Genomic DNA, 15153 nt, shown 5'->3' with positions numbered 1-15153 from the left:
GGACGCAAGGATGAGCGAGAACCTGCTCGACGAAGCGCCGCTGGCCAACAACGAGGCCAGCGACCTGACCTACTTCGCCCTGGCCGCGACGGCTGCCAAACCGGCAACGCAAGCCCCGCGTGAAGTACTCAGCGAACTGCCGGAAGTGCTCGGCGGCCGCTACAAGATCGAGCGCCTGCTCGGCGTCGGCGGCATGGGCGCGGTGTACCGTGCACGTGATCTGCTGCGCGAGCAATTCGGCGACCCCGAGCCCTATGTGGCGCTGAAAACCCTCAGCGACGACTTCGCCGAATACCCGGACGCCAATGCCCTGCTGTATAGCGAATTCGCCCTCACCGCGCGGCTCAACCACCCGCATGTGGTGCGCCTGTTCGGCTTCGAGGTGGATCTGCCGAGCCAGCGCGCCTTCCTTATCCTGGAGCTACTCAAGGGCCTGACGCTTGATCAACTGCTCAGCGAACGGCCTGAGGGATTGCCCTGGAGCGAGCTGCAGGGCATCGCCATCGCCCTGCTCGATGCCCTGAGCTATTCGCACAGCCTGGGCGTGCTGCACGGCGACCTGAAGCCCAGCAATGTGATGCTCGCCGCCGACGGCCTGCGCCTGTTCGATTATGGTCTCGGTCAGCCGGTGGAAGGCTTGCTGCCGGGTTTGCCGCGCCTGTGCCGCAGCCGCTTCAGCGCCTGGACGCCGCGCTACGCCGCGCTGGAGCTGCTCGACGGCGCGCCGCTGACCGCCGCTGCCGATGTCTATGCCGTGGCCTGTGTGCTGTATGAGCTGGCCAGTGGGCGCCATCCATTTAGCCGGCAGAGCGCCAAACAGGCCAAGGCCATGGAGCTGGATAAACAGCTGCAACGCCCCGAGCAGTTACCGGCGCATTGCTGGCCCGCCCTGCGCACCGCGCTGGCGTTCGATGAAGCGCAGCGCAACATCAGCTGCGCGCAGTTGCTTGAGGTATTTCGTCAGCCCATGCCCAGCGGTTGGCGACGCTGGTTGCGGCGCAGTTGAACGCAGCACGCGCGGATCAGCAGCATCAATGGATGATTTTTTAACAAGGAAATGACTATGTTCAACCCGGCCAATGAAACCCACTTCAGCCTGAATATCGAAGGCCTTGAGCACGACCTGCAAGTGCTCGAGTTCAGCGGCCGCGAAGCCATCAGTCAGCCCTATCGTTTCGAGGTTGAGCTGATCAGCGAGAACGCCGAGCTGGATCTGCAAAGCCTGCTGCATCAGCGTGCCTATCTCGCCTTTACCCCCGACGGCCTGGGCATTCACGGCCTGATTTACCAGGTCGCCCAGGCCGAATCCGGCAAGCGCCTGACCCGCTACAAGCTGAGCATCGTGCCGCAGCTGAGCTACCTGGCCCTGCGCACCAACCAGCGGATTTTCCAGCACCTGACGGTGCCGCAGATCGTTGCCCAGGTGCTGCAAGAGCACGGCATCGTCGAAGGTGGTTACCAGTTCCAACTCGGCCCAACCGTCTACCCCAAGCGCAACTACTGCGTGCAGTACGACGAGAGCGACCTGCACTTCGTCCAGCGCCTGTGCGAGGAAGAAGGTATTCACTATCACTTCCAGCACAGCGCACAGGGCCATGTACTGGTCTTCGGCGATGACCAGAGCGCCTTCGGCAAACTCGGCCAGCCCACCGCCTACCTGCAAGACAACGGCATGACCGCCGCCGAACCGGTGATCAAGCGTTTCACCGTGCGCCTGGAGACCCGCACCAGCCGCACCACCCGCCGCGACTACGACTTCGAACAACCGCGCCTGCTGATGGAAGCAGCCTTCAAGGAAGATCGCGGCCCCGAGGCCAAGCCGCTGCCGGATCTTGAGGATTACGACTACCCCGGCCGCTTTGTCGACCGTGCGCGAGGTAAACACCTCAGCCAACGCAACCTCGAACGCCACCGCGCCGATTACCGCCTGGCCGAAGGCCGTGGCGATCAGCCAAAACTACTCTGCGGGCACTTTCTCGAGCTCTCCGACCACCCGCGCCAGGACTACAACGACCTCTGGCTGCTGCACGAGGTGATTCACCAGGGCAAACAACCGCAAGTGTTGGAGGAATCGGTCACCAGCCATACCGCAGCCAGCGACGGCTTCACCCAGGGCTACCGCAACCACTTCACCGCCACGCCCTGGGACGTGCCCTTCCGCCCGCCACTGGCCCATCCGAAACCCAGGGTGCTCGGTAGCCAGACCGCCGTGGTCACCGGCCCAGCAGGCGAAGAAATCCACTGCGACGAATACGGCCGAATCAAAGTGCAATTTTTCTGGGACCGCGAAGGCCAGGCCGACGATAAAACCAGCTGCTGGCTGCGCGTGGCCTCCAGCTGGGCCGGTGATGGCTACGGCGGTATCGCCATCCCGCGGATCGGCATGGAAGTGCTGGTGACCTTCCTCGAAGGCGACCCCGATCAGCCGCTGGTAACCGGCTGCCTGTACCACGCCGAACACGTGGTGCCTTACGACCTGCCGGCGAACAAGACCCGCACCGTATTCAAAACCCTCAGCACGCCAGGCGGTGGCGGCTACAACGAGCTGCGCATCGAAGACGAGAAAGGCACCGAGCAGATCTACCTGCACGCCCAACGCGACTGGGATGAAAACATTGAGCACGACCAGAAGATCCGCGTCGGCAACGAACGCCACGATACCGTCGAAGCCAACAGCTACACCGAGCTCAAAGCCGAAGAAAACCTCACGGTCAAAACCGAGCGCAAGGTCGAGGTCAAACCCGACGACCACCTCACCGTCGGGCAGAACCAGCACATCAAACTCGGCACCGCCCAACTGACCAAAGCCGGCCGCGAAATCCACCTCAAAGCCGGACAGAAAATGGTTATCGAGGCCGCCAGTGAGCTCACACTCAAGGCCGGCGGCAGCTTTATCAAACTCGACCCCAGCGGCATCACCCTCAGCGGCCCCCTGGCCAAAATCAACGCCGGCGGCGCACCGGGTAAAGGCACGGGGATCAAGATCAAACCACCAGTACTGCCGGGAGCGGCGGATAGCGATAAGGCAGGAAATCTGTTGGATGAGGCGTTGTTGAATTCACTGCAAAAGACTGAAACCCAGCCGCAAGCATTTTTCCTGTTCTCTGAATAACGAGCCAAGCCATGTATACCCATTTCAAATTTCACTCGATATTCAGCCTCGGGGCACTGCTGCTCTACTTCCTATCTGGACAGGCCAGTGCAGCCCAAACCGAAGCAACCTGCGGTACTGGTGACTTCAGAACTTTCTTCCAACAATTCGCAGCAAATCAGGTACTGCAACAGGCATCTATTGCAACGCCTTTGACCTTACAAACACTGAGCGACGACCTTCCTCTCAAAATCAAACTTCAGCAATTGAGCGCGAGCCAACGCCCATCGACGTTAGTCCCTCACCCAGAACAATGGGCCAAACTCGGTCTGATTCCAGAATGGGTGCCTCCATCCACGGTCGTACTGCGCGGGCACCAGGGTGAATATCTGCGCACCTTTGTTTTCAAGCGCCAATCCTGTTGGGTGCTGAAGCGCGTCGAAGACTGGACTCTCGGCGACCCTGAATTAATTACTAACGCTGGCACACAGCCCAATGCCCAGCAATGCCTGAGACGGGCACAAGCTTATGAACGCCTGGGCAGTACCGAACAAACCTCATCGACCCAGGCGCTATTTGCAGCGGCGCTAGATAGCTATCTCTGCGCAGCGGAAGCAGGCTCATTGGAGGCCAGCTACGCCGCTGCAACGCTGAGTCTTTCAGGCCAGGCACCACGGCTGCAGGACTCGCGCATCTTGGAGCTACTCGAAATAGCTGCTCAGAAAAGCCCCGAAGCAGCACTCGCCCTGTCGGACTTCTACTGCACCGCAAGTGACTACGAAACCGAGCATCCCTGCGCCAACCCACAGCAAGCTGCACAGGCCTTGATCGCTGCTGCCGACATGGGCTCGGCGGACGCTCTCAATCAGCTGGGTTATGCCTATGAAACCGGCACCCTGGTCGAGCAGGCCCCCTCGCGCGCGCTGGCCTGCTACACCAGCGCCGCTGGCAAGGGCTCGGCACGCGCCGAGAAGAATGTAAAACGCCTGGCGACCAAGGGTGTGCCAAGCAGTGAACAAATAAAGTGCATACAGGCAGGACGCCAACCATGAGCACAGGACTTCTCGAACAACGCGCCAACTACACCGCGACCAACTACGAATACGGTTACGGCAGCGGCGGTGGTGCCGATGCCGACAACGACGGCCGCAAGGAAATCGACTGCTCGCATCTGCTGTTCAAGATGGTGCGCGGCGCTGGCTATCAAATCCCGTACCTGACAACTGGGCAACTGTATGCTGCCAGCGTTTATTACGAGGAAATCGCCGAGGACAACGTTCAGGCCGGCGATGTAGCGGTCTGGCAGACCAGTGCCCACAAGCACACTGGGGTGGTTGAGAGCTTCACTCCGGCGACCGGCAACGGCCGGTTCTATGGTTCGCAAACCAGTACCGGCCCCGCTTCCGCGAGTTTTGGCGGGAACGGCTACTGGCCGACACCAGACAAGTTTCTGCGCCCCAAGGTCCAGTACAAAACCGGTACACCAACAGGGGCTCCCGCTGCAGCACCTACGCCCGCCAAGGCCAGCGGTGGTTCGTATCAGTTCCCCGTACGTAAAGCCGACGGCAGCCATTACACCCTGGACGAACTATACAAAGAGCTGGAGAAAGAAAGCTCCGGCCACTACCTGCTGGGTAACCATGGCTTCTGGCATGGCGGCATCCACTTCAGCGAAGCGAGCGTGCCGCACGCCAAGCTCAAGCAGGCCGTACGCTGCATGGCTGACGGCGAAGTGGTCGCCTATCGGCTGAACAAGGACTACCTGACGTCGTCCTTCCAGGGCCCGGAACGAGTCGACTTGCTGCGCTATTCGACCTCGTTCTGTCTGATTCGCCATACTTACGAATCCGCGAAGCGCCCGGTCACCCCCACCGCCGCGCCACAGATCGAATGGACAGGCAAGACCATACGTCTAGAGTCAGCGCGCAACGCCCGCGACATCGCAGCCAAACAGCTCGGTACCACTGGCAACTTCGAGGGATTGATGCCTGCCGGCACGGAACTGAAACTTCTCCGCTTCCACGACGCAGACAATGTGCGCTACGCCCTGGCCCAGACCACAGCCGCACTACCTGGACGTGATCGCGCCGGCAGCCCAGTCACCCGCGTCGCTACCGCTCAGATCTGGTTCGTTGCCTTCGATAATCGAGGGGCCGTCCTCAATGGCAGCAACAACCAAGCGATCTTCAAAGAAGTGCCACCCCCCGCACCCACCACGCCTGCGCCAGCTCCGGAAGCGAAGCCGGAAAGCAACCAACTGGTGTTCTATAGCCTGTACATGCACCTGCTGCCGTTCGAGCAGTACCCGCTGAAGGAAGGCGAGTTCCAGAAACGCCTGCGGGTCAAAGTTGCTGGCCGCAACGTACGCAAGGAAGCCAACCTGACCGGCATCCCACTCGGGCAGATCGAGTCCGGAGCCGAGCTTGAAGTCATCTCCATAACGCCTGAATACAAGGCCAGCCCGGGTGACACCACGACCTATGAGTTGGCGCAGCTGAAGATCCTCAGCAAGTCGGTAAAGAAAAACGGTGCGCAGACCGCCAAGGCCGGCGACGTCATCTGGATGGCGCTCAGCAAGAAAGCAGTCGACAAGGATGCAGAGCGCTACACGGAAGAGCTTCCGCCGCAAAAGCGCATACGCCCGACCTACTGGCGTGGCCTGGTCAAGGCCAAGCTGAAGAGGCGCGTTCCAGCCTACGGCACGGCCGATGGCGCGGTGATCGCACAACTCACCGAAAACAGCGTACTGGAATACCGCACGGACACCCTCAAGCGTGTGCAGCGTGACGGCAAGCAACTCAACATGGCACCTTGTACCCTCGTCAGCGGCGGCTTCTGGGATAGTCCCCTGACGCCGCCGAACCCACTATGGGTGGCGATCGACAGCGAGTCGGCCGAGCTGACTCCCGAGGACCCGACTGAGTTCGATACAGTCATTACCTGCTCGATTCCAATCAAGGCCGGTGACCCGGTTGGCTACCTGGGACTGTACGAAACGCTTGCCAGCGCCAACGGTGGCGTGAAGAGCCAGCATCAAGTGCACGTGGAATTGCTTTCTGCCGATCCCAACATGGAGAAATTTCTGAAAAACCCGGCGGAATTGAAAAGCGGCCGCCAATACCTGCGCATCGCACAGGGGAAATCCATCTACAGCAAGGGCGGCACCGCCGCAGCGCCGGTCTTCACGCCCAGTACGACGATGGGCGAGAACTATGTGATCAAGCCGAACCAGTCGCAGCTGTACAAAGCGCCGGACGGCAAGGAGTGGTACCCGATCAAGGTCAACACTGCCACCACCCCGGTGGATGGCTTTATCGCCAAGCAGGACGCAGAACTCATCACCCAGCACGACTGGGAAAAGCTCGGTTTTCAGATCATCAAGGAAACCAACAGCAACTCCGATGGCTTCCTCGACCCACAGGCGATTCCCGAGTTTTACCAGTCGCTCTATCTAAAGATCGACCAACTGGGCAATAAGGATGGCAAGGTCACACCCGATGAGATCGCCAATGCCCTGAAGAACGTCAAGCTGCGGGATCGTTGGTCGAAGCTGATCGGTTACCACCCCTCCGAGTGGCAAGCAAAATCCAGCGAAGCCAAATGGAAACCCTTGGACGATCTGCTCAAGGACACGCCAGAAGTGCTCCGGCATGAGAAAGAGCGAATCGACAACCTGGTGTTCTGGGACTCCATCGCCACGGCCATCCCGGCACTGGCCAACCCCAGCGTTCACCACCTGCATCCATTGGCCACACTCGACATGTTTATGCAGAGAGGCGGCCAGTTGATCGATATCGAGCGCTTCCTCGAGAAATATGCCGCCCAGCACGACTCATTCATGGCCGACTCCCCAGCCTTCTCGGCGTTGTCGAAGAGCAACCTGCGCACCATCGTCGAGCAGATCAACAAGTTCTACGAAAGCGACACCGGCAAAGCCAACCTCTTCGAGCTGGCATACATGTTCGCCACAGCCCGACACGAGGCCTATTACTTCCCCACCGGCGAGTTCTTCAGTTCCAAGCCGGAAGTGGGCAATGTCTCCTACTTCAACAAGTACGATCCAGTGCTGGCGGCCACACAGGCGCATCGTGACAGGGCCGTAGGCTGCGAAAACACCGTACAGGGTGACGGCTACAAGTACCGGGGGCGCGGCCTGGTACACCTCACCTGGAAGAAGAACTACCGCAAGGCCAAGGAACACTTCGGCGTAGACTTCGTAACCCAACCTGATAAAGCAGCCGAACCGGAACACTCCATTCCGATCATGATCTGGGGCATGAAAGAAGGCATTTTCACCAACAAGAAGCTGGCGGATTACATCAGTGCTTCTGGCGTGGACTATGTGAATGCTAGGAAAATCATTAACGGTTCCGATCAACAGGATCGCATAGCGGGATATGCACGAAAGTTCGAAGCCATCCTCAAAGAAACCTCCTCGGCCAAGGAAACCTTCACCCCATGAAACACACCCTATCCGCCACCCTTCTGCTATCGCTGGCGCTGGTTACCTCTGCGCACGCGCAGACCGAACCCCTAACATTCGATAGAAACGGCATCACCGAAACATACCGGACGAATGCAGATACCGGCGAGCTAACCATCGGCTGGGGCCCGGAAACCAAAGTGTTCACCGACACCGTTGGCAACGCTGGCGAAACGTTCAGAACCCTGATTTCGTTTAACGGAGCCCCCGCACTGACCTACGAAAACACTGCATCGAGCACATCTTTCGAGGTGTTCTATACCCTCGGGCTCAAGGACAACGTCCCGGTCATCAATTGCCTGTACGGCAATATCCGCAACGCCCAGAACGGAGTATCTATCCGCAAGGCCGTGTGCAATCTGGACAAGCCGCTATCGAGCGAATACCAGGACCTGATTTTCGCCTACTCGGACAAATGGATCGATGCCTCCAACGCTGTCTCCCTGCAATCCGTGATGGCCGAGCCTTCCGAGCCGGCCGACGTGCCCCTTGGCCGCCTGGGTGAGGTCGATGTGGCATTGCGCTACAGCTCGGTCGACGAGCTGATGTCGGCGACCCCGAAGACCATCGTGACGGCGGCAGCGAAAAACCATGAAGTGAGCAGCGGCAATGCCTATTTCGTGTATGACGCGGACGGCACCACGCCGCTGGCGCTTGACGTGGAAACGGACCCTGCCACCCACACACTGAAGCGCCTGACAGCGGCGGAGCTGTTACGCGCCATCGAGACCAACTGAGCCGACCGCTTGCTGGAGTACTCGCAGGTAACCGAGATGTGCCTGAAGAGTCCCGGCATGTGACCGTTACAGGTCGCTTTCCTCAACCACCCTTACCAACTCCGCTTCCAGCGCATACGCCGCATCGGCCAGTTCGTTGTTGACCTGTTCGATCTTCAGCGTGCCGCTGACCCAGAGTGGGTTGTAGATGTCTTCGAGTTCGATGCCTTTGGGGTAACGAACGAGTACAAGCTGGTTCGGCGGTGGTGGTGGGACGTGGATACAGGCACCGGGGTAGGGAACCAGGAAGAACAGCGTGCTGCGCCCTTCTGCATCGGTTTCCAGCGGCACCGGGTAGCCACCGAGGCGGATGGCTTTGCCGTCGAAGGCGGCGACGGTTTTCGTCGAGTACATCACCGCTGGCAGGTTCTGGTCCTGCTGTTTGAGGCCGCCGGGGTTGTAGAAACCGCTGTCCTGTTCGAGGCCCTGGTGGCTGATCTCGGGCATGTCTTCCAGGGCCTGGCGGTCTTCCGGCGGCATCAGCTCCAGCCAATCGGTTTCCGGCAGTTCGGCGCAGGCCAGGGTGCTGACAAACAGCAGGGGTAACAACAGATAGCGCATCGGTGGGCTCACAAGGCGGCAGGAGAAACGAGCATCAGCCCTTTTTGACTGCGCTGTAGATTACCAGCAGCAGCACTGCGCCGATCACTGCGCCGATAAAGCCGGCGGATTCACCCACCTGGTAGATGCCCAGCGCCTGGCCGCCGTAGGTGGCAGCAATCGAGCCACCGACGCCCAGCAGGATGGTCATGATCCAGCCCATGCTGTCATTGCCGGGTTTGATAAAGCGCGCGATCAGGCCGACGATCAGACCGATAAAGATGATGCCGATAATGCTCATGCGAGCCTCCTCAGTGAACGGTGGGATGACTTGATCTGACCACGGAGAAAGCTGGCAGTTCGCTATTCCTCGGTCTCCGGCGGGGCGACGCCGTAGCGGTGGTAGATGCGGGCAATTTCACCACTCTCGCGCATACCGCGCAGTGCCTGCTCTAGTTGCTCGTAGAGGGCCTTTTTCTCGCCCAGATAATGGCGCTTCGACGCGCCGTAATAGTTACCGACGGACTGCTCGTGCTGGTACTCGGCGTAGCTGTAGTCGCTGAAACCGATCTTGCGGAACTGCGCCTCGATGGCTTCGGCGTCCAGCACCACCATCACGTCCAGGCGTCCGGCGCGAAACATCCCGGCCAGCAGGTAGTCATCGGTGGCCAGGCTTTTTTTCAGTGCCCTGTCGCTGTCGAACTGATCGAAATAGGCGGTGCCGCGTTTGGCCCCGATCACCTTGCCGTGCAGGTCGGCATAGCTGCGCAAACTGGCCTGCTGCTCGGCCTTGACGATAAAACGGATGCTTTTGCGCTGTGTGCCGATCGACGGCAGAAAGTGCACGTAGTCCAGCCGCTCGGCGGTGAACAGCACGCGCGGCACCAGGTCGATGCGCCCGGATTTGAGGTCTTCCAGGCTGCGCACAAAGGGCGCGTAGCGCCATTCGATACGCGCGCCGACACGTTGCGCGGCCGTGTCCAGCACCTCGATCAGCGGGCCAGCGGGGAGTGAGTCAACGACCTGCATCTCCGGCGGACGCTCGCGGTAATCGGCGTGTAACAGCTGTTCGGCATGGCAAAGCGGCAGGTACAGCAAAGACAGCAGCAACAGAAACTTCATGACGAGGCTCTTGCGTGTGGCCCACGCAAGAGCTTAGTCACAAAGCCGGCCTCAAGCCTTGGCGATCAACGCTTCGACGGCGGCGATCTGCTGGTCCAGGGTGGCGCGGTCGGTGCAGCGCAAAGTGGCGTGACCAACCTTGCGGCCGACCTTGAACGCCTTGCCGTAGTGGTGCAGGCGGCAGTCGGCGACGGCGATGACCTGCTCCACCGGCGGTACGCTGCCGATAAAGTTGAGCATCGCGCTCTCGCCGACCTTGGCAGTCGAGCCCAGCGGCAGGCCGGCAACGGCGCGCAGGTGGTTCTCGAACTGGCTGCACTCGGCCCCTTCGATGGTCCAGTGCCCGGAGTTGTGCACGCGCGGGGCGATCTCGTTGGCTTTCAGGCCGCCATCGACTTCGAAGAATTCGAAGGCCAGTACGCCGACGTAATCGAGCTGCGTGAGCACGCGGCCGACATAGTCCTCGGCCAGGGCTTGCAGTGGGTGATCGGTGCTGGCGATGGACAGCGCCAGCACGCCGCTGTCGTGGCGGTTATGCACCAGCGGGTAGAAGCGCGTTTCACCATCACGGGCGCGCACCGCCACCAGCGACACTTCGCCAGTGAAGGGCACGAAGCCTTCGAGGATGCAGGGCACGCTGCCCAGCTCGGCAAAGGCACCGACCACATCGGAAGCAGCACGCAGGACCTTCTGGCCCTTGCCGTCGTAACCCAGGGTGCGGGTCTTCATCACCGCTGGCAGGCCAATGCTGGCCACTGCGGCGTCGAGGTCAGCCTGCGACTGGATATCGGCGAAATCCGGGGTCGGAATGCCGAGGTCCTTGAACATGGATTTCTCGAACCAGCGATCGCGGGCGATGCGCAGGGCGTTGGCCGAGGGGTAGACCGGTACAAACTGCGAGAGGAAGGCCACGGTTTCGGCCGGCACGCTTTCGAACTCGAAGGTCACCAGGTCGACTTCATCGGCCAGCTGGCGCAGGTGATCCTGGTCGCCGTAATCGGCGCGGATATGCTCGCCCAAGGCCGCGGCGCAGGCATCCGGCGCGGGGTCGAGGAAGGCGAAGTTCATCCCCAGCGGCGTGCCTGCCAGGGCCAACATGCGGCCCAGCTGGCCGCCACCGATTACGCCGATCTTCATTACGCGTCCCTCGGGTCCGGATTTTCCAGTACGGATTCAGTCTGCTCGGTACGGAACGCCTTCAGGCGCTCGTGGAACTGCGGGTGCTGGTGACCGAGGATGCTCGCGGCGAGCAGCGCGGCGTTGACTGCGCCGGCCTTACCGATGGCCAGGGTGGCGACCGGAATACCGGCCGGCATCTGCACGATCGACAGCAGCGAATCGACACCCGAGAGCACCGCCGATTGCACGGGTACGCCGAGTACCGGCAGGTGAGTCTTGGCCGCGCACATGCCCGGCAGGTGCGCCGCGCCGCCGGCACCGGCGATGATCACCTGGATGCCGCGGCCGTCGGCCTGTTCGGCGTACTGGAACAGCAGGTCCGGGGTGCGGTGGGCGGAAACCACCTTCACTTCGTACGGAATGCCCAGCTTATCCAGCATCTCGGCGGTGTGGCTAAGGGTGGACCAATCGGACTTGGAGCCCATGATCACGCCAACCAGTGCGCTCATCGTCGTGCCTCTTCTTCATCAGGTGCCCGTAGGCGCTGCAGAAACTAACAAGCCACGCTGGAGACCAGGCGTGGCTTGTTAGTGTATGAATTATGGCGGTGCGGGACCGGCCAAAGGCCGCGCAGTATACCGTAAAGCCTGGGCTGGCGGGCACCCTGACGCACCGTTTGTCGAGGGCCGCCTGACGCGGCCCCGGCCAACGCTCAGGCTGCGCGAAAATAGCGCAATCCGGCGCACGCGGCTGACCCGCGGCATAGTTCTTGCGTTGTTCGGGCATCCTGAACAGTTGCGGTTGCCCTGATGCTGCATGCCCACCTGACCACCCTGCATGTGGTTTCGCTGATCCTCGAAGCCTTTGCCACCCACCCCGAACTGACCGAGCAGCTGTTGGCCGGTAGCGGCATCGCCGCGGCCGACCTGGCCTGCAGCGACACCCGCATCACCCGCACCCAGGAGTTGCAGGTCTGCGCCAACGGCCTGCAGCTGCGCAGTGATCTGGGCCTGGAACTGGGCCGGCACATGCACGTATCGGCCTACGGCATGGTCGGTTACGCCGCGCTGTCCAGTGCCACCTTTGGTGACGCCTGGCGACTGATGCTGCAGTACCCGGCCCTGCTCGGCACCTATTTCAAGATGGACCTGCAGATCGAAGGCGAGTTGGCCTGGGTCAGCGCCAGCGACTACCAGCACGCCCCCGCCCTGGAGATGTTCAACCTGGAGATGTGCCTGGCTTCGCTCAAGCTGACCAGCGACGACCTGCTCGGTCAGCCGCTGCCACTTAGCGCCGCGCAGTTCAGTTATGCCGAGCCGGCCTATAGCCAGCGCTACCTGCTGAGCTTTGCCTGCCCACTGCAGTTCGATGCCCCGCGCAATGCCTTTGCCTTTCCCGCCGCCTGGCTGCAACGCCGCCTGCCCCTGGCCGACCCGGTGACCCACCGCGAAGTGCTCGACCGCTGCCGCAAACAGAATGCCGAATTCACCACCCGCCAGGCCTGGCTCGGGCGCATCCGCCAGTTGCTGAGCGAGCAACTGACCGCGCCACCCGGCCTGGAACAACTGGCGCAGCAGATGCACTGCTCGCCACGCACCCTGCGCCGCCACCTGCACGAACTCGGCACGCACTACCAGGAGCTGCTCGACGAGCTACGCTTCGAACGGGCGAAAACCCTGCTGGGCCAGGAAGAATGGCCAGTCTGCCGGATCGCCGAATACCTCGGCTTCAGCGAAACCGCCAGCTTCCGCCACGCCTTCCAGCGTTGGAGTGGCGTACCGCCGAGCCGTTTTCGCGCGTGAGACAGCACGGATCTGTGGGAGGGGCTTTAGCCGCGATAACCGCGATCAAACAACTCGCCGCTAAAGCGCCTCCTACGAAATGCCATGGCGGCCGTGAAATCTGGCCACATCGATCCCCTTTTGGCCGTTGTCAGCGTTCTGCAAAGCGCCCGGCAGGCGAACAATGCAGGCACAACAACACGCCTGGAGCCGTTTCACATGCTGACCTTTTACAGCGACGATCATCACCTGCACCACGGCAGCTGCGAACTGATCGATGGCCAGCTGATGCCCTGCTTCGAGAAGCCGCAACGCGCCGACCATATCCTTGCGCGCGTCAAGAACCGTCAGCTTGGCGAGGTGCGCGCACCGCAGGATTTTGGCCTCGCGCCGATCGAACGTATTCACAGCGGCGCTTATCTGGACTTCTTCAAGGGTGCCTGGGATCGCTGGCAGGCGCAGAACGGTAGCGGCGACCTACTGCCCTTCACCTGGCCGGCGCGCACCCTGCGCGCGGTGATCCCCAGGGATCTGCACGGCCAGCTCGGCTATTACAGCTTCGACGGCGGCGCACCGATTACCGCTGGCACCTGGCAAGCGGCTTACAGCGCCGCACAGGTGGCACTGAGCGGCCAGGCCGCCATCTCTGCCGGTGCTCATAGCGCTTTCGCGCTGTGCCGGCCACCGGGCCATCACGCCGCCGGTGAGTTGATGGGCGGCTACTGCTACCTGAACAACGCCGCCATCGCCGCCCAGGCCTTTCTCGATCAGGGCTATAAGCGCGTGGCCATCCTCGATGTCGACTACCACCACGGCAACGGCACCCAGAACATCTTCTATAGCCGCAATGACGTGCTGTTTGCCTCAATCCACGGCGACCCGGCCGACGAGTTCCCATTCTTCCTCGGCTATGCCGACGAGCTCGGCGAAGGGGCAGGCGAAGGCTGCAACTTCAACTACCCGCTGGCCATGGGCAGCCCCTGGGCGGTGTGGAGCGCGGCGCTGGATGAAGCCTGCCAGCGCATCGCCGAGTTTGATGCCGACGTGATTGTGGTGTCGCTGGGCGTGGACACCTTTAAAGACGACCCGATTTCCCAGTTCAAGCTCGACAGCCCGGATTACCTGGCCATGGGCAAGCGCATCGCCGCGCTCGGCCTGCCGACCCTGTTCGTTATGGAAGGCGGCTATGCGGTCGAGGCGATCGGCGTCAACGCGGTCAACGTGCTGGAAGGTTTCGAAGGCGCATAGGTTCTCTTTTAATCACTCAGGGTGAAGAACGATGAAAACAATCAAACACCTGCTCGCCGTCGCCATATGCGGCGCAACCCTGCTGGCCACTGCGGCCCAGGCGCAAACGGCGGAGCCCGCCGGGCAGAAGCCACGCGAACTGCGCGTGTACAACTGGGCCGACTATATGTTGCCCTCGGTGCCCAAAGACTTTGCCGCCAACAGCGGCATCAAGCTGACCTGGGACATCTTCGACACTAACGAAGGCCTGGAAGCCAAGCTGCTCACCGGCAACTCGGGTTACGACCTGGTGGTGCCCACTAACACCTTCCTCGAGAACGAAATCAAAGCCGGCGTTTTCCAGAAACTGGACAAGAGCAAGTTGCCGAATTGGCAACATCTCGACCCTGGCCTACTCGAGTTGATAACCGCCAACGACCCCGGCAACCAATACGCCGTGCCTTATATGTACGGCACGGTGCTGATCGGCTTCAATCCGGACAAGGTCAAGGCCGTGCTGGGTGCCGATGCGCCAGTGGACAGCTGGGACCTGATCTTCAAGGAAGAGAACATCAGCAAACTCAAGCAGTGCGGCGTGGCCATGCTAGATTCGCCGGGCGACATCCTGCCAATCGCCCTGCACTACCTGGGCCTCGACCCCAACAGCACTAAGCCAGAAGACTACGAAAAGGCCAGCGCGCTGATGCTGAAGATCCGCCCTTACGTGGCCTACTTCCATTCGGCCAAGTACATGACCGATATCGCCAACGGCGACATCTGCGTGGCCATCGGCTATTCGGGCAGCTTCTATCAATTCGCCAACCGCGCCAAGGAAGCCGGCAACGGCGTGGTGGTCGACTGGCGTCTGCCGAAGGAAGGCGCGCCGCTGTGGTATGACTCCTTCGCCATCCCGAAAAGCGCGCAGAACGTCAGTGAGGCCCATGAGTTCCTCAACAACCTGCTCGACCCCAAGGTCATCGCCCCGGTCAGCGACTTCCTCGGCTACCCCAACCC

General features: G+C 61.2%; 13 protein-coding genes. 8 read left to right on the top strand and 5 right to left on the bottom strand.

The genetic code is table 11. From position 1 onward, the window contains the following. Nucleotides 1-10 precede the first annotated feature (10 nt). Genes WBK23_RS11235 through WBK23_RS11215 form a run of 5 tightly spaced genes read left to right on the top strand, consistent with a single transcriptional unit; the run spans nt 11 to nt 8311 of the window. Complete coding sequence (locus WBK23_RS11235) at nt 11-1006, top strand: serine/threonine-protein kinase (RefSeq protein WP_424484048.1); 996 nt, start codon at nt 11-13, stop codon at nt 1004-1006. A 57-nt stretch (nt 1007-1063) separates the two neighbouring features. Beyond that, nucleotides 1064-3112, top strand: coding sequence for a type VI secretion system tip protein TssI/VgrG (gene tssI, locus WBK23_RS11230; protein WP_424484047.1), 2049 nt, complete (start codon nt 1064-1066; stop codon nt 3110-3112). A gap of 11 nt (nt 3113-3123) precedes the next feature. Further along, nucleotides 3124-4143 carry a tetratricopeptide repeat protein gene (locus WBK23_RS11225; RefSeq protein WP_424484046.1) on the top strand — a complete coding sequence of 340 codons (1020 nt, stop codon included), beginning with the start codon at nt 3124-3126 and terminating at the stop codon, nt 4141-4143. Next, entirely contained in the window at nt 4140-7553 is a 3414-nt protein-coding gene (locus tag WBK23_RS11220) for a hypothetical protein (RefSeq protein ID WP_424484045.1), read from the top strand. Before WBK23_RS11225 ends, WBK23_RS11220 begins: the two co-directional genes overlap by 4 nt. Beyond that, the gene (locus WBK23_RS11215) at nt 7550-8311 is read left to right on the top strand and encodes a hypothetical protein (protein ID WP_424484044.1); all 762 of its coding nucleotides are present in this window, start codon (nt 7550-7552) and stop codon (nt 8309-8311) included. The genes WBK23_RS11220 and WBK23_RS11215 overlap by 4 nt, the downstream gene beginning before the upstream one ends. A 66-nt stretch (nt 8312-8377) precedes the next feature. Here the strand turns inward: WBK23_RS11215 and WBK23_RS11210 are convergent, their stop codons facing one another. The 5 genes from WBK23_RS11210 to purE all read right to left on the bottom strand — a co-directional run bounded on the left by WBK23_RS11210 (nt 8378) and on the right by purE (nt 11640). Continuing rightward, a complete protein-coding gene (locus tag WBK23_RS11210) occupies nt 8378-8911 on the bottom strand; it encodes a DUF3299 domain-containing protein (protein ID WP_424484043.1) in 534 nt (177 codons plus the stop codon). A 34-nt stretch (nt 8912-8945) separates the two neighbouring features. After that, the gene (locus WBK23_RS11205) at nt 8946-9191 is read right to left on the bottom strand and encodes a GlsB/YeaQ/YmgE family stress response membrane protein (protein WP_424484042.1); all 246 of its coding nucleotides are present in this window, start codon (nt 9189-9191) and stop codon (nt 8946-8948) included. Nucleotides 9192-9253: 62 nt separating this feature from the next. Further along, complete coding sequence (locus WBK23_RS11200) at nt 9254-10012, bottom strand: substrate-binding periplasmic protein (protein WP_424484041.1); 759 nt, start codon at nt 10010-10012, stop codon at nt 9254-9256. A gap of 51 nt (nt 10013-10063) precedes the next feature. Further along, nucleotides 10064-11149 carry a 5-(carboxyamino)imidazole ribonucleotide synthase gene (locus tag WBK23_RS11195; RefSeq protein ID WP_424484040.1) on the bottom strand — a complete coding sequence of 362 codons (1086 nt, stop codon included), beginning with the start codon at nt 11147-11149 and terminating at the stop codon, nt 10064-10066. After that, nucleotides 11149-11640, bottom strand: a complete 492-nt coding sequence (gene purE / locus WBK23_RS11190; protein WP_424484039.1) for a 5-(carboxyamino)imidazole ribonucleotide mutase — start codon at nt 11638-11640, stop codon at nt 11149-11151. Before purE ends, WBK23_RS11195 begins: the two co-directional genes overlap by 1 nt. Nucleotides 11641-11940: 300 nt before the next feature. Here purE and WBK23_RS11185 point away from each other — a divergent pair, with 300 nt between their 5' ends. The 3 genes from WBK23_RS11185 to WBK23_RS11175 all read left to right on the top strand — a co-directional run. Beyond that, nucleotides 11941-12933, top strand: coding sequence for an AraC family transcriptional regulator (locus WBK23_RS11185; RefSeq protein WP_424484038.1), 993 nt, complete (start codon nt 11941-11943; stop codon nt 12931-12933). Nucleotides 12934-13131: 198 nt separating this feature from the next. Next, complete coding sequence (locus tag WBK23_RS11180) at nt 13132-14160, top strand: histone deacetylase family protein (RefSeq protein WP_424484037.1); 1029 nt, start codon at nt 13132-13134, stop codon at nt 14158-14160. Between the two features lie 31 nt (nt 14161-14191). Then, a partial coding sequence (locus tag WBK23_RS11175; protein ID WP_424484036.1) for a polyamine ABC transporter substrate-binding protein occupies nt 14192-15153 on the top strand: 962 nt, incomplete at its 3' end.

Origin of the sequence: Pseudomonas sp. (assembly GCF_049653025.1) — a bacterium.
In the GTDB taxonomy this organism is placed as follows: domain Bacteria; phylum Pseudomonadota; class Gammaproteobacteria; order Pseudomonadales; family Pseudomonadaceae; genus Aquipseudomonas.
Note: the sequence above shows the minus strand (reverse complement) of the source record. Positions and strands in the feature narration are given on the sequence as shown.

What these genes read in the sequence shown, in the direction of transcription:
- WBK23_RS11220 (WP_424484045.1), top strand. Translation starts at nt 4,140, where the DNA reads ATGAGCACAGGACTTCTCGAACAACGCGCCAACTACACCGCGACCAAC.
- WBK23_RS11180 (WP_424484037.1), top strand. Translation starts at nt 13,132, where the DNA reads ATGCTGACCTTTTACAGCGACGATCATCACCTGCACCACGGCAGCTGC.
- WBK23_RS11215 (WP_424484044.1), top strand. Translation starts at nt 7,550, where the DNA reads ATGAAACACACCCTATCCGCCACCCTTCTGCTATCGCTGGCGCTGGTT.
- purE (WP_424484039.1), bottom strand. Translation starts at nt 11,640, where the DNA reads ATGAGCGCACTGGTTGGCGTGATCATGGGCTCCAAGTCCGATTGGTCC.
- WBK23_RS11235 (WP_424484048.1), top strand. Translation starts at nt 11, where the DNA reads ATGAGCGAGAACCTGCTCGACGAAGCGCCGCTGGCCAACAACGAGGCC.
- tssI (WP_424484047.1), top strand. Translation starts at nt 1,064, where the DNA reads ATGTTCAACCCGGCCAATGAAACCCACTTCAGCCTGAATATCGAAGGC.
- WBK23_RS11210 (WP_424484043.1), bottom strand. Translation starts at nt 8,911, where the DNA reads ATGCGCTATCTGTTGTTACCCCTGCTGTTTGTCAGCACCCTGGCCTGC.
- WBK23_RS11200 (WP_424484041.1), bottom strand. Translation starts at nt 10,012, where the DNA reads ATGAAGTTTCTGTTGCTGCTGTCTTTGCTGTACCTGCCGCTTTGCCAT.
- WBK23_RS11185 (WP_424484038.1), top strand. Translation starts at nt 11,941, where the DNA reads ATGCTGCATGCCCACCTGACCACCCTGCATGTGGTTTCGCTGATCCTC.
- WBK23_RS11195 (WP_424484040.1), bottom strand. Translation starts at nt 11,149, where the DNA reads ATGAAGATCGGCGTAATCGGTGGCGGCCAGCTGGGCCGCATGTTGGCC.
- WBK23_RS11205 (WP_424484042.1), bottom strand. Translation starts at nt 9,191, where the DNA reads ATGAGCATTATCGGCATCATCTTTATCGGTCTGATCGTCGGCCTGATC.
- WBK23_RS11225 (WP_424484046.1), top strand. Translation starts at nt 3,124, where the DNA reads ATGTATACCCATTTCAAATTTCACTCGATATTCAGCCTCGGGGCACTG.